Origin of the sequence: Streptomyces sp. NPDC001068, assembly GCF_042897315.1 — a bacterium.
GTDB lineage: Bacteria > Actinomycetota > Actinomycetes > Streptomycetales > Streptomycetaceae > Streptomyces.
In genome coordinates this window covers 552,688-565,801 of sequence record NZ_JBIAYD010000002.1, presented here as the reverse complement: position 1 = coordinate 565,801, position 13,114 = coordinate 552,688, and the positions used below count along the sequence as shown (strand labels likewise).

Genomic DNA, 13,114 nt, shown 5'->3' with positions numbered 1-13,114 from the left:
GACCACGCCTCAGTGCCCGCCGTGGTTCACGTGATCTGGGTTACACCCGCCGCCGGCGGTGAACCGGCGGGACGTGTGCGGCGTGGTCCAACTGACCGGAGTCTCGACTGGGAGGCCCACATGGCCGATAGCCTGAAAATCGAATACAACGTCCTCAACGACGCCAAAAGGGACCTGGAGAGCCTGGCCGGAGACATCGGCCCGCTGCTCGACAACAGTCTCTTCTCCCAGGTGGGACAGCGGGACTACGACGGATACACCTCCGGCGACGCCTTCACCATCCTCGGCGACGCGACCCTCGCCGACGCGGTCGCGGGCTTCTACGACAACGCCAGCAGCACCATGAGCCACGCCGACAAGGGCCTCAAGGAGCTGGCCGGCGCGTTCGGATCGGTGGGCGAGGCGTTCCTCTCCTTCGACTCTGAACTGGCCCAGGGCATGGGCATCACGGGCAGCAACCTGGGCCTGCAGAACTACTTCCGGGACAAGGAGCTGTGGGACTACAAGCAGTCCCACCTCGACCAGTGCGTCCCCGGCCCGGACGGCACGATGCCGGACTTCTGCTCCGCCACCGACCCGGGCGACCCGCCGCTGGACCAGACGATCAACACCGAGCGGGGCAGCGTCCACACGCATCTCACGCTCGACGACCAGCATCACGTGATCAAGGAGGAGTCCACCGTCACCTACGACGGCAAGACGTACACCTCGGTCACCAACTACTCCAGCGACGGCAACCACTACACCACGGACACCTCCTACCCGGACGGCTCCACCGTCCATTCGGAGACCAACCTCAACTCCGACGGCAGCGGCACGATGGTCACCACCGGCAGTGACGGCGACCGCACGGAGTACACCCGCGGGCCCAAGGACGCCAACGGCAACCAGCCGGACTGGCAGCAGGTGGGCGGCGACCCGGACGACGACGGCGGTTCGGGCGGCGGCGGTGGTGGCGGTGGTGGCGGCGGCGGGGGCGGCGGTGGCGGCGGCCACCCGGCCATCGCGTAGCCCGACAGACCTCCCTCAGAGAACGACCCCTTCGAGAACGACAGGAACGAAATGGCGAACTACAACGGCATCAACCTCGATTACCACAAGATCGAGGAGGTCGTGAACCTGCTGCACGACGCCCACGAGAACCTCCTGCCGGTCCTCAGCAACCTGCGCAACCGGGTCAACACCCTGGTCGACGACGGCATGGTGTTCCAGCAGTCCAGCGAGGTCATCCGGACCACCTACAACAACTTCGACACCAGCCTGCTGGCCGCCGTGAAGGGCATCAACGACTTCTCGGAGATGTTCAACGGCATCAAGGAGAACGCGATCCAGTTCGACCAGGGCATCAGCAGCAGCCTGCAGAACAACTCGTAACCCCGTACGCGAAGGGCCTCCCCGGAATCTCCGGGGAGGCCCTTCGCGTGTGCGCCGCGCCGGTCAGCCGCGCAGCGGTGTCAGCGGCACCTGTACGGAGAGCAGCGTGCCGCCGGGTCCGGCCGTCCACGCCCGGCCCGCGTGCGTGGCCGCCCGGACCACGCTCGGCAGCAGGCGCAGGCCCACCAGATCACCCTCGGACAGGTTCTTCGGCGCGAGCAGCAGACCGCTCCGGGCCCGCCGGGCGGCCAGCGTCCAGCCGCTCATGCCGCTCTGGAACCCCTCCGCGGAGGCCGCGTAGACCAGGCCGAGACCCTGGTCGCGGCCGGAGACGGCGAGTTCCTTGAGGAGCTTGTCGGCGGCCGAGTTCGTGAGCAGGTCGGCGTCGTCGATCATCACCACCTTCGGTCCGGGCAGCGCGTCCAGCGCCGCCCGCACGGTGTCCGACGAGGGGTCGCTCTCGGTGAGCACGGTGGCGGTGGCGTGCCGGTCCAGGGCCCGCAGCGGCGACTCGCGCGGGGTGAGGACGACCAGCGAGGTGCCGCCGGCCAGCAGCGACACCGCGATCGAGGCGAGCGTGTTGCTGCGCCCCGAGCCGGCCGGGCCGAACACGCCGAACGCCGAGGCGGTGCCGGCCAGGTCGGTGCCGACGGCGCCGCCGTCGTCGCCACCGACACCGAGCAGACCCCACAGCGGGCGCCGCAGGTCCGGCTTCACCTTCTCGTAGGCCTCGGCGAACTCCACCGAGCGCGGCAGCACGGCCACCTGGAACGGCCGCCGGGCGTCGGGCACCTGGGCGTCCCGCCTGCGGGCGTTCTCGCCGATCGAGCGCAGCGCCTCCGCCTGCTCGGTACCGCCGCCCTCGGCGAGCAGCGCCACCTGGGTCTCGGTGCCGCTGAGCACGTGCCAGCCGCGGCCCGGCGGGATGTCGGCCGGGATCTTGTTCGGCATCATGCCGACGGCCTGGTAGTCGCTGCGGTCGCCCTGGCGGAGCAGCAGCTTGTGGTCGTTGTGCGCGGCCATCCGCCCGCCCAGCAGCGACCGTTCCGAGGTGGCGACCACGTGGATGCCGGCCGCGGCCCCCTCGCGCATCAGCCGGATGACCTCCTGGAGCAGCTGGCCGTGGTCGTGCTCGTCGAGCAGGATCTGCAGCGAGTCCCAGCCGTCGATCAGCAGCATGATGTGGGCCGGCCGCTGCGCCTTCGGCAGCAGCCGGCGCAGCTCCGCGATGCCGGTCGCGCTGTGCGTCTGGGCCAGGTCCTGCCGTTCGGTCAGCTCCCGGTTCAGCCGGCGCAGCATCCGTCCGAGCCGCTCCAGGTCGTGCCGGGAGACCACGCCGCCGCAGTGCGGCAGCGCGCCGACCGCGCTGAGGCCGCCGCCGCCCGCGTCGATGCCGTACAGGTGCACGTCGGCCGTGCTCGCCACCCGGGCCGCCGAACCGGCGATGGTGCGTAGCACCTGCGTACGCCCGGAACGCGGCGCTCCGATGATGTACAGGTGCCCGAAGGTGGTGAGGTCGGCGACGGCGACCCGGCGCTGCTGGAGCTGCGGGACGTCCTCCAGGGCGTAGGGGATGACCAGACGTCCGTCACGGGTGGCGCCCAGCTCGTCCAGGTCGTCCAGGACCAGCTGCCGCTGGAGCGGCGGAAGCCAGGGGCTCGGCTGCTGGGTGAAGTCGTCCAGCAGGTCGGCGGCGGAACGGATCTCCTCGACGAGGACCTGGAGGTCGGTCGGCGCCGGGCCCTGCGGGGCCGAGGCCGTCACCGTCCGGGTCTCCGCGGGGAGTCCGGCGGGCCGGCCGAGCGCGTCCCAGCCGACGTCCACGGAACGCACGGGCTTGCGCGGACCGGCCTCCGCCTCGGCCGCCGCGGCCTGGTTCTCCCGCGGGCGTTCGGCGCCCACCCAGGCGGTCTGGAACGGATCCGCCTGCCGCGGTCCGCGCCGCACCAGGGCCCGGCCGGGTGTGGCCGTGGAGATGTCGACGGCGTCCTTGACGTCGATGATGTCCTGGCTCTCGGTCTGGTCGGTGACCCGCAGCGCGATCCGCAGGTTGGTGTTGGCCCGGATGTCACCGGTGACCACACCGGCCGGCCGCTGCGTGGCCAGGATCAGGTGGATGCCGAGGGAACGGCCCCGCTGGGCGATGCTGATCAGCCCGGGCACGAAGTCGGGGACCTCGCGGACCAGGGTCGCGAACTCGTCGATGACCAGCAGCAGCCGGGGCAGCGGTGCCAGCGACGGATCGGCGGCCCGCTTGGCCCGGTACTCCGGGTGGTCCTTGGCGTCGGCCGCGGCCAGCACCTGCTCCCGGCGCCGGAGTTCCGCGGCCAGCGACTCCAGGGCCCGTTCCACCAGGTGGGCGTCGAGGTCGGTGACCATGCCGAGGGTGTGCGGAAGGTTGGCGCACTCCTTGAAGGCGCTGCCGCCCTTGTAGTCGACCAGTACGAAGGTGAGCTCGTCGGGCCGGTTGGCGGCGGCCAGCGAGGCCACGAACGTCTGCAGCAGCTCGGACTTGCCGGAACCCGTCGTACCGGCGACCAGGCCGTGCGGCCCGTCCTGCACCAGGTCCAGGGAGAGCGGCCCGTCGAAGCCGGTGCCGACGAGGAAGGAGGTGCTGGCGGGTTCGCGCCGCCAGCGCTCCAGCAGCCCCTCGGCGTTCGGCGGTTCCTGCTCCAGCAGGTCCAGGAGGCGGACCCGCTGGGGGAGGCCGGCGTCGTGCTCGGGGCTGACGTCCCGGATCGGGGCCAGCGCACGGGCCAGCTGCTCGCACCACTCGGGGGAGACCCGGTCGGCACGGACGGCGGGCAGGTCCGGCGCGCCGGGGCGCCGGACGGTCAGCCGGCCGTCGGCCGCCAGGACCACACCGGTGCTCTCCTCCGGCAGCAGCCGCTCCTGCTCGTCCAGGCAGACACTGAAGATCCGCACCCGCGGGCCCTCGGTGAGCACCTGGACCATGCCGGGCACGTCCCGCAGCCGCCGGGCGCCGTCCGCGATCACCAGGACGTCGGGTCCGGTGAAGACCGCGTCCCGGTCGTTGCCGGCCTGCCGCCGGCGCGCCTGCACCTGGGAGACGAGTTCGCTCATCCGGGCGGCGGTGGACTCGTTGTCGTTGCCGATCAGCACCATCGGTCCGCCGGACGTACCGGGCTTGAGGTGCGGCAGCCAGCGCGTCCACGCCCAGTCCGTCACCCGGTCCGGTTCGGTCAGGATGACGATCCTGAGGTCGCGCGGGCTGTGCAGCACGCCCGCCTGCGCCACCAGCCAGCGGGCCAGCGGCTGCACCTCGGCGGCCGGACCGGCGACGCCGACGACTCCGTGCGCGGGGATGTCGACGCCGATCGGCGTGTCCGGGATGTTCCAGCGGATCGAGCGGTGGTTCTCGTCCCGCGCCGGGTCCTCCAGCTCCCGTACCGAGGGCTGGTCGACCGTGCCGAGACGGAGCACCAGGTGGTCGGGGTCGCGGCGGCGTCGCTCCCACAGCCGGCCGCCGGGCCCGGTCGCGATCAGGGCGACGGCGGCCGGGTCCGGGCCGGTCTTGTCGCGGACCCGGCGCTCGCCGACCACCGCGTCCCGCACCTGCTCCTCGAGGACGTCACGGCGCTGTTCGTAGGCCCGCTCGGACTCCAGGAACTGCTTGCGGGCCGCACGCCGGCCGGTGGCCCAGTTCGACAGCATCATCATCGGGCTGAGGAACAGGAACACCAGGAAGTAGTACGACTTGAAGATGCTGACCATGAACAGGCCGAGGATGATCGGGGAGATCATCATCACGGTCGGGAACGGCCGCTTCTGCGGCGGTGACGGCGGCTGCGGCAGCCGTACCCGCTCGGCGTCCAGGTGCGGGGCGATCCGCGGCGGCCGGTTGTAGTCCACGCCGTACCCGTCGGCGGACGGGGTCACGGCCGCGTCCGCCTCGACGGGCGCGCTCATCCGCAGCAGCACCGGACCGACCGTCAGGTCCTCGCCGGCCGGCCAGGGCACCGGGCCCGGGCCCGCGGGGCGTTCCCGCGGCGGCTGCGGGCGCGGCCTGCGCAGCTGGGTGATGGCGTCGTCGGGCGGCGGGGAGGCCAGCCGGGCCCGAACGGTCGCCTCGGGCTCGTCGTCGGTGCGGTGCCAGGCGGCCGAGCCGTCGGCGCCGACCGTCACCCACAGCCCGGACTCGGGCACCCCGGCGCCGGCGTCGAGGCGCAGGGCGCACAGCGGGTCGGTGCCGATCTCGTGGCTGCCCGGGCCGAGCCGCCAGGTACGGCCGGCACCCGGCCCGGAGACGACGTGCACCTCGGCGAGGACACCGTCGTTCCGGTCGCCGTCGTCGTGCACCCGGACCAGGTCGGCCGGGCGGGCCGGGCCGCCGAGTCCCAGCAGCCCGCCGTCGCGGATGCCGCTGCCGGAGACCCTGGTCGCGGGGTCGAGCCGGTGGCCGTCGGCGTAGAGGTTGCGGGCCTGCGGAGCGCCGGCCGCGGCCCAGTCGGCGCCGCCCGCGGCGGCCTCGTCCTGGGTCAGGGCGGCGGCGAGATCGCCGACGGTCGCGTTCGAGGGCAGCCGGACCTGGTGGTCGCGGCGCTGTCCGTCCGTGGCGTCCACGGTGGTGATGGTGAGGTTCACGGCTCCCAGCCGGGCGATTCGTTCGTACGGGATCGGGTGACGGTTACGGCGGTCACGGCGCCGGCGGCGAACTCGCGGAGACACCGGCCGCACCGGAGGTGCTCGGTTCCGCGAAGTCGTCGTCGCTCTCGACCGGCGCTGCCGGTGCGGGCACCGGCACGACGACAGGCTCGGGCTCCGGGACCGGCCGGGTGGCCGAGACGCCGGTCGGCTCGGCCACCGGTGTCGGGCCGGCGCCGGGGCCGGTGCCGGGTCCGTCCGGCAGCAGGTCGGGGTCGGCGGCGGAGACGACGTCCTGGGGACCCGGGGCCTCGTCGTCCGGGCGGTCGGGGCACGGCGGCAGCGCGGACAGTGTCCGGGCCACCGCCCGGGACAGCGGCAGTACGTCCACCCGCGCGGCGGCGGGCACGCCGTGCACCGTGAGCGTCGAGTCGGGGGCGATCTCCAGCAGCCGGGTCCGGCCGCGGGCCACCCCGAGGCTCAGCAGCCGCACGGCGGAGGGCAGCGCGCGCTCCAAGGGGTCGGCGCAGACCGCGACCTCGATGCCGGGCTGCCCGACGGTGGCGGTGGCCGTGGCCCCCGCGTGCCGGGGATGCACCCCGGCGGCGATGGCCACCCGGCCCTCGGGCAGCCGGGCGTCCACCTGGGCGGCCAGTGCCTGGAGCACGGCGCGGGTGGTGCGGGCGGCGCGCGGCGGGCCGTACAGGGACAGCGTGGGCGGCCCGGAGCGCAGGTCGAGAAGTACGGCGTGCCCCATGTCGTGGCCCACGCAGACCAGGAGCGGCGCGGCCGGGTCCCCGGTGTCGTCGCCCAGGTCGCCGCGGTCGATCCACCACAGCCTCGGATCGGTCTCGTCGGCCGCCCACGGCTCCGGGGGTTCGCGCAGCGCGTCGCCGTCCGCCGCGACCAGGACGGCCATCCACTCGGGCCCGGCCAGCACGCCGTAGGGGCGTACCCCGGGGCGGACGGACGCGGCCATGGCCGTGGCCCGCTCGGCGTCGGCCCACACGGTGGGATCGCGCAGCAGCCGCACCAGCAGGCGCAGGCCGCGCCGGTAGCGCAGTTCGGTGCGGACCGGGCCGGTGAACGCCCGGACGGTCAGGGCGGTCTCCCGGCGGAGGCGGCGCCACAGCGCCTTCCAGCCGCCGCCGCGCCGCACCAGCCAGCTGGTGACGGCGAGGACGAGGACCAGCACGCCGACCAGGCCGAGCAGGGTGGTGATGGTGTCGGAGGTCATCGCGTCTCTCTCCGGAGGTTCTCTGCTCCGGCCTGGTGGCAGCCGTGGGATTCGAGGGTGGTGCGCAGTGCGCGGATGCCGTGATGGGTCCGGGACTTGACCGTGCCCGGGGGCAGCCCGAGCTGGCGGGCGACGTCGTCGCCGGCCTGCCCCAGCAGGTGCACCCTGGCGACGGCCTCGCGGTGCGCGGGGGCCAGCGTGCGCAGGGCGGAGACCAGCATCCGCCGGTCACCGACCTGTTCGGCGTGGTCGGGCGCGGGTGCCGGCCCGGCGCCGCCGAAGTCCGCCGCGTTGATCCCCACCGGGACGGTCCGGTCCCGGCGCCTGCTGTCGACCACCAGGTTGCGGGCGACCCGGAACAGCCACATGCGGATGGGCCGGTCCTGCCAGTCCAGCCGGCCGGCCGACTGCCAGGCCCGCAGCAGGGTCTCCTGGACGACGTCCTCCACGCCGTGGGGATCACGTCCCATCATGCCGGTCACGAAGCGGCGCAGGCTCTCGCGCTCCGCGAGCAGGAGGCCGAGCGTCCGGTCCGCGCCGTCGGCGCAGTCGTGGTCGATGAGGCTCAATGCCTCCGCCTTCCGGTGTCGGATGTTGCTGTCGTGCTGTCGTGCTGTTGTGCGGTGCTGCTCTGTGTCAAGGTGAAACGCTTCAGGTACGAACGCTAGCGCGAAAAACGGAACTCCCCGACGCGGCTGTTGGTGCGGAGTTCAACAACTTCGTCACAGGCAACCCGGCATAGGTGGACGGAAGGTGACGTTCGGCGGGATCTTCGTCGACGGGTGTCCGGAGCCGTGCCCCGCCTTGGTTAGTGTTCCTGTGTCCCGCTCGTTCCGGGCGTTCCGAGAACCTCACGAGACCTTCAGGAGACGACGTGCCGCCCCTTCGCAGACCCCGGCCCCCGGCGGAACGGCCCGGCAGCCCGGCGGGACGATTCAGCGACACCTTCGCCAGCCGTCCCGCGGTGCCCCGCCGTGGGCTGGTGCCGGGGTTCCGGGTGTGGGCCACCGTCGGCGCGGCGGCCGGACTGACCGTCGTCGCGGCCGTGGCCGTACCTCTGCTGAGCCATGTCGACCTCTTCCCGGACCCGGACACCAAGGCGGCCGCGGCGGTGGTGCCGGGGGAGCCGACAACGCTGTCCGGCACGTCGGAGTCGCCGTCCCCGTCCTCGTCGGCGACACAGTCCGGCACGCCCGCCCACCAGCCCGCCAAGACCGGCTCCGGCGGCTCCGGGTCCGGCGGTTCCGGGTCCGCCGGCGGCGCGGGCGTCGGAGGGGCTCCGGTGCACCAGTCCGGCGGCGGGTCCGTCGCCTCCGGTTCGAAGTCGGACTCCGGCTCGGCCTCCGGCTCCGACTCGAAGCCGGGCTCCTCCTCGTCCGGCGGTTCCAAGTCGGGCGGCACCAAGTCGTCGTCCTCGGGCGGGACGTCCACCTCCGGGGGCTCCTCCTCGAGCGGGGGCACCAAGCCCACCACCGTGCCCGGAGTGGCGCTGATCGGCAACGCGTCCGGCCGCTGCGTCGACGTCACCAACGCGGGCGGGGACGGCACCCGGCTGGAGATCCTGGACTGCTCGGGCGCCGCGAAGCAGAAGTGGGTCTTCCAGTCGGACGGCACCATCCGCTCGCTCGGCCTGTGCATGGACCTGGCCTGGGGCAACACCGGCAACGGCACCGCGATCCAGGTCGCCAAGTGCAGCGGCAACCGCGCCCAGCTGTTCTACCTGAGCACGGCGGGCGACCTGGTCAGCGCGCAGGCCGACAAGTGCGTGGACGTCACCGACAAGGGCACCGGCAACGGCACCAAGCTTCAGCTGTGGACCTGCTCCGGCACGTCCAACCAGAAGTGGCACAAGGGCTGACGGTCCGCGCCGCGGCATCCGTCGGCGTCCCCCGGTGAGGGTGCCGAAGCCGAAGTCGAAGTAGAAGCCGACGGCGCCGGCGACCGTCCGCTGCTTCGCGAACCGGAGCGCGGGGGGCCGCCGTGGCCGTCGCACCGCATACAGCGCGGCCCGCCCGGCCCCGGCCGTCGTACCTGCAGCTGCTACCGCCGAGCCCGCCGCGCCTCGCGGCGGGCAGCGAGGACCAGCCGGAGCGTGCCCACCGCGGACGGCGAGGCCGAGCCCCGCAGGACGTCCGTGCCGGGCGCGAGCACGGCCTCGGCGGTGAGCAGTTCGATCCCGATCAGCGTGCCGACCAGCGGGCGGTGGGCGACCGGGATCAGTTCGAGCAGTTCCCGGGCCGACCGCAGATCGGCCCGGGCGGCCTCGACCTCGTGCGTCACCAGCGAGCGCAGACCGGGCGACGAACGGTCCGCCGCGAGGTCCTCCGCCGTGACGGAGAAGCTCTTCAGGGTCTCCGCGGGGATGCCCGGCCGGCCCTCCCGCAGGTCCTCCGCGAGGTCGTTGACGAAGTCGAGCCGCTGACTGCCGTCGATGAGCCGGCGGCAGCCGGCCAGGAACCGTCCGTCCGGGTCGGTCTCCGGGCCCAGCAACGCGCCTATCAGCAGGAAGGCCGGCATCGAGTAGGCGTCGAGGTAGTCCTGGTAGTCGGCCTCGGTCGCGAAACCGGTGAACTCGAGTTCGGTGGTGGCGGTGGCCAGGTAGGCATCCACGACGGCCCGGTGCGCGGGGTGGGCGGTGACCGTGTGCAGGAGGGCGCGGACCAGGGGGTCGTCACTGGTCCCCGTCTCCAGTCCCGCGCGCACCAGGCGCTCCCAGCCGGCCCAGGCCTGCGCGCGGCCCGCCTCGGGACCGCTGTCCAGCAGGTCGTCGCCGTGGTGCATGACGGCCGTCGCGGCCACCACATGGGGCTGCACCGCGGGCGGCAGGAGCATCCGGCAGGCCAGGTAGGCGCTGCGGCGATACCGCCGGACGGTACGCCGTTGGCTGCTGTAGTCCCGCCGCAGCCCCGGATCCCGGACACCGGCCGCGGTCAGGCTCTTATTCCACGCGCTCACGGGGAGATCGTAGAGGCAGCCGCCGGGCCGGCCGCCCGGGAGCGCTCAGGACAGGGACGTGAGGAAGTCGAGGAGCGCCGCGTTCACCTCGTCCGGGCGTTCCTGCTGGGTCCAGTGCCCGCAGCCCGCCAACTCGACCGGGTCGCGCACCAGGTTGGGCATCAGGGCGGGCAGCCGCTCGATGAGTTCGGGGGTGCCGGGGAACGCCGGGACCACGTCACGGTCGCCGTACACGTACAGCGCGGGCGGCGTCACCCGGGCTCCGTGCCAGGGCGCGGTCAGCTCCCAGTTGCGGTCGAGGTTGCGGTACCAGTTCAGCGCCCCGGTGAAGCCCTGGGAGAAGCCCTCGGTGAGGGCGTCCAGGTCGTCCTCGGTGAACCACCGCGGCAGGCGCTCGGGATCCGGCATGTCGGCGAGCCAGCCGCGCTCGGGGTCCACCAGGGGCTGCCCCGCCGCTCCACTGTCGGCGGAGGCCAGGTGGAAGAACTTCCGCAGTGTGGTGCGTGTGTCGCGGGCGAACTCGGCGTCGGCGACACCCGGGCGGTCGAAGTAGTTCCAGTAGAAGCGCCCGCCGAACATCTCGTCCATGGCCCGCAGCGGCGGACGCGTCCCCCGGAACGGCGGCGGCACGCTCAGCCCGGCCACCCCGCGGACCAGGTCCGGCCGGAAGAGCGCGGTGTGCCAGGCCACCGGCGCGCCCCAGTCGTGCCCGACGACGAAGGCCCGCTCCTCGCCCGACTCCCGGATCAGCCCGACGACATCGCCGACCAGGTCGAAGATGCTGTACGCGTCGACGTCCTCGGGGTGGTCGCTGCCGCCGTACCCGCGCTGGTCCGGGGCGACCACGTGGAAGCCGGCGGCGGCCAGCGGGCCGAACTGGTGCCGCCAGGAGTGCCAGGACTCGGGGAAGCCGTGCAGCAGCACGACCAGCGGGCCGGAACCCTCTTCGGCGATGTGCAGCCGGATTCCGTTCACGTCGATCATTCGATGCTGGACCATGGCACGAGCGTACGCGCGACGATCTTCGCCCGGGGGGTCCGGTGCGAGGTCCGGTACGCGGTCAGGCGACGGTGTCCCGCGCGGTGGCGCTGACGTCGAGGGCGTGCGTGACCTCCGGCTCGGTGCCGGGGAGCAGCAGGGCCCGGGAGGCCGCCTCGAAACGGCGGTCGGTCTCGGTCAGCCGGGTGTGGTGCTGGGCGAGGTGCTCGGCCCAGGAGGCGATGAGGTAGTTCTCCATGAACCGGCCCGGTTCGTTCCCGTCCTCGTACAGGCCCCAGGTGAGGGCCCCGGTACGGCGCCGGGAGCGGGCCACGTCCGCCATGGCGGCGGTGAACGCGGCCCGGTCGGCGGAGGCGACCCGGTAGACGACGGAGACGAGCACCGGTCCGTCGGCCGGGCCCGGTTCGTGGACCAGGGGCGGGGTGGGCCAGTGGTCGGACGGGGTCGGGTCGATGCGGCTCGCGTCGTACAGCGGCCACAGCGGGACGCTCGCCGCCGCGAGCAGCAGCAGGGCCGCCGCGATCAGCAGGGCGGCGGTCAGCCCGAGCCACTGGGCGAGCGCTCCCCACAGCGGTGCGGCCAGCGCCTGCCCGCCCTGGAAGACCAGGAGATAGACGGCCAGGCCACGCGCCCGCACCCACCCGGGCAGCCGGGTCTGGGTGGCGGCGCTGAGGGTGGACAGGGCACCGATCCAGGCCAGCCCGGCAGGAAGCAGCGCCAGTACGACGATCCAGGTGACGTGGACGGTGGCCAGGACGACCAGCACCACGGCGAAGACGGCGGCCCCGGCGGCGAGCGTGCCGTTGGCACCGAGCACCCTGCGCATGCGGGGCAGCAGGAAGGCGCCGCTGACCGCGCCGACGCCGACGGCGGCCAGGAGCAGGCCGTAACCACCCGAGCCCAGACCGAGCGCGTCCCCCGCGACCAGCGGCAGCAGCGACCAGACGGCGGCCGCGCCGGGGATGAACAGGGCGGTGCGCAGCAGGACACGGCGGACACCGGGCGCGTTGCGCACGTAACGGCGGGCCGCGTACAGGGCGGTGAGGAACCCTTCACGTTCGGCGGCCGGGACCGGCCTGGCCGGCGGCCGCTTCCACAGCAGCAGGACGACCACGATGCCGAGGAACGAGACCGCGTTGAAGGCGAAGGTCCAGCCCGCGCCGGCCGCCGAGACCAGCACACCGCCCACGGCCGGCCCGATGGCCCGGGCCAGGTTCATGTTCACCGCGCCCAGCGCGGACGCCTCGGCCAGCTCACCGCGCGGGACCAGCTCCGGCTGGATCGCCTGCCAGGCCGGTCCCATCAGGGCGGTGCCGCAGCCGAGCAGGAACGTCAGGGCGAGCAGCGGCCCGGGGGAGAGCGCGCCGGCGAAGGCCAGGACGGCCAGGGCGGTGGCCACCGCGCACATGGCGAGCTGCGCGACCACGAGCAGCCGTCGCCGGTCGAAGCGGTCGGCGAGGACTCCGGAGGGCAGCGCCAGCAGGACCACCGGGAGGCTGGAAGCGGTCTGGACGAGGGTGACCAGGGTGGCTCCGTGGCCGAGGAGCAGCCACTGGGCGCCGACCGTCTGCATCCAGGTTCCGACGTTCGACACGAACTGCGCGATCCACAGGGCCCGGAAGACCGGGAGGGCCAGGGGCGCCCAGGACGATCCCGGGCCGGCGGACCCGCCTTCGGGGGCGGGTTTCGCGCTCACTGCCATGTCACCGCTCCGCGAGAGTTGGGCACCGGCGCCCCGGACCGCCCACACCGGGACCGGGCCGGAACGCCGTCATCCTGTCAGAAGCGCCACCGGAGATCATCCGCCGAACACCGATGTGCCTGTCCCCGCAGGTGAGTTCGCGCCGCGGGGTGGGGGGTTTGCTGCCGCGTGTATCGGCGGGTATCAGCGGGTGTCGGTCGGCATCGGCGGGAACCGGCGGTATATCGGCGGGTGCCGATCGG

At 73.5% G+C, this 13,114-nt stretch carries 9 protein-coding genes; 3 read left to right on the top strand and 6 right to left on the bottom strand.

Annotated features, from left to right (window positions below):
* Positions 1-120: 120 nt before the first annotated feature.
* A complete protein-coding gene (locus ACFY3I_RS07655) occupies positions 121-1,011 on the top strand; it encodes a hypothetical protein (protein WP_390859815.1) in 891 nt (296 codons plus the stop codon).
* Between the two features lie 51 nt (positions 1,012-1,062).
* Entirely contained in the window at positions 1,063-1,374 is a 312-nt protein-coding gene (locus ACFY3I_RS07650) for a hypothetical protein (RefSeq protein WP_351323681.1), read from the top strand.
* 63 nt (positions 1,375-1,437) lie between these two features.
* On the opposite strand, the gene ACFY3I_RS07645 is transcribed toward ACFY3I_RS07650, so the two are convergent.
* The 3 genes from ACFY3I_RS07645 to ACFY3I_RS07635 are packed head-to-tail and all read right to left on the bottom strand — an operon-like array spanning position 1,438 to position 7,785.
* Positions 1,438-5,979 carry an FtsK/SpoIIIE domain-containing protein gene (locus ACFY3I_RS07645; RefSeq protein WP_365287074.1) on the bottom strand — a complete coding sequence of 1,514 codons (4,542 nt, stop codon included), beginning with the start codon at positions 5,977-5,979 and terminating at the stop codon, positions 1,438-1,440.
* Between the two features lie 52 nt (positions 5,980-6,031).
* On the bottom strand, positions 6,032-7,216 hold the full coding sequence (locus ACFY3I_RS07640) for a hypothetical protein (RefSeq protein ID WP_390859814.1): 1,185 nt from the start codon (positions 7,214-7,216) through the stop codon (positions 6,032-6,034).
* Positions 7,213-7,785, bottom strand: coding sequence for a sigma-70 family RNA polymerase sigma factor (locus ACFY3I_RS07635; RefSeq protein ID WP_365287077.1), 573 nt, complete (start codon positions 7,783-7,785; stop codon positions 7,213-7,215). Before ACFY3I_RS07635 ends, ACFY3I_RS07640 begins: the two co-directional genes overlap by 4 nt.
* Before the next feature lie 395 nt (positions 7,786-8,180).
* Here ACFY3I_RS07635 and ACFY3I_RS07630 point away from each other — a divergent pair, with 395 nt between their 5' ends.
* Positions 8,181-9,074 (top strand): ricin-type beta-trefoil lectin domain protein, encoded by an 894-nt coding sequence (locus ACFY3I_RS07630; RefSeq protein ID WP_390859813.1) that lies wholly within the window; start codon positions 8,181-8,183, stop codon positions 9,072-9,074.
* 182 nt (positions 9,075-9,256) lie between these two features.
* Here ACFY3I_RS07630 and ACFY3I_RS07625 read toward each other — a convergent pair whose 3' ends face one another.
* From ACFY3I_RS07625 to ACFY3I_RS07615, 3 genes are all read right to left on the bottom strand, one after another.
* Entirely contained in the window at positions 9,257-10,171 is a 915-nt protein-coding gene (locus ACFY3I_RS07625) for a phytoene/squalene synthase family protein (protein ID WP_390859812.1), read from the bottom strand.
* A 45-nt stretch (positions 10,172-10,216) separates the two neighbouring features.
* Positions 10,217-11,170 carry an alpha/beta fold hydrolase gene (locus ACFY3I_RS07620; protein WP_390859811.1) on the bottom strand — a complete coding sequence of 318 codons (954 nt, stop codon included), beginning with the start codon at positions 11,168-11,170 and terminating at the stop codon, positions 10,217-10,219.
* A gap of 61 nt (positions 11,171-11,231) precedes the next feature.
* A complete protein-coding gene (locus ACFY3I_RS07615) occupies positions 11,232-12,872 on the bottom strand; it encodes an MFS transporter (RefSeq protein WP_390859810.1) in 1,641 nt (546 codons plus the stop codon).
* Positions 12,873-13,114 lie beyond the last annotated feature (242 nt).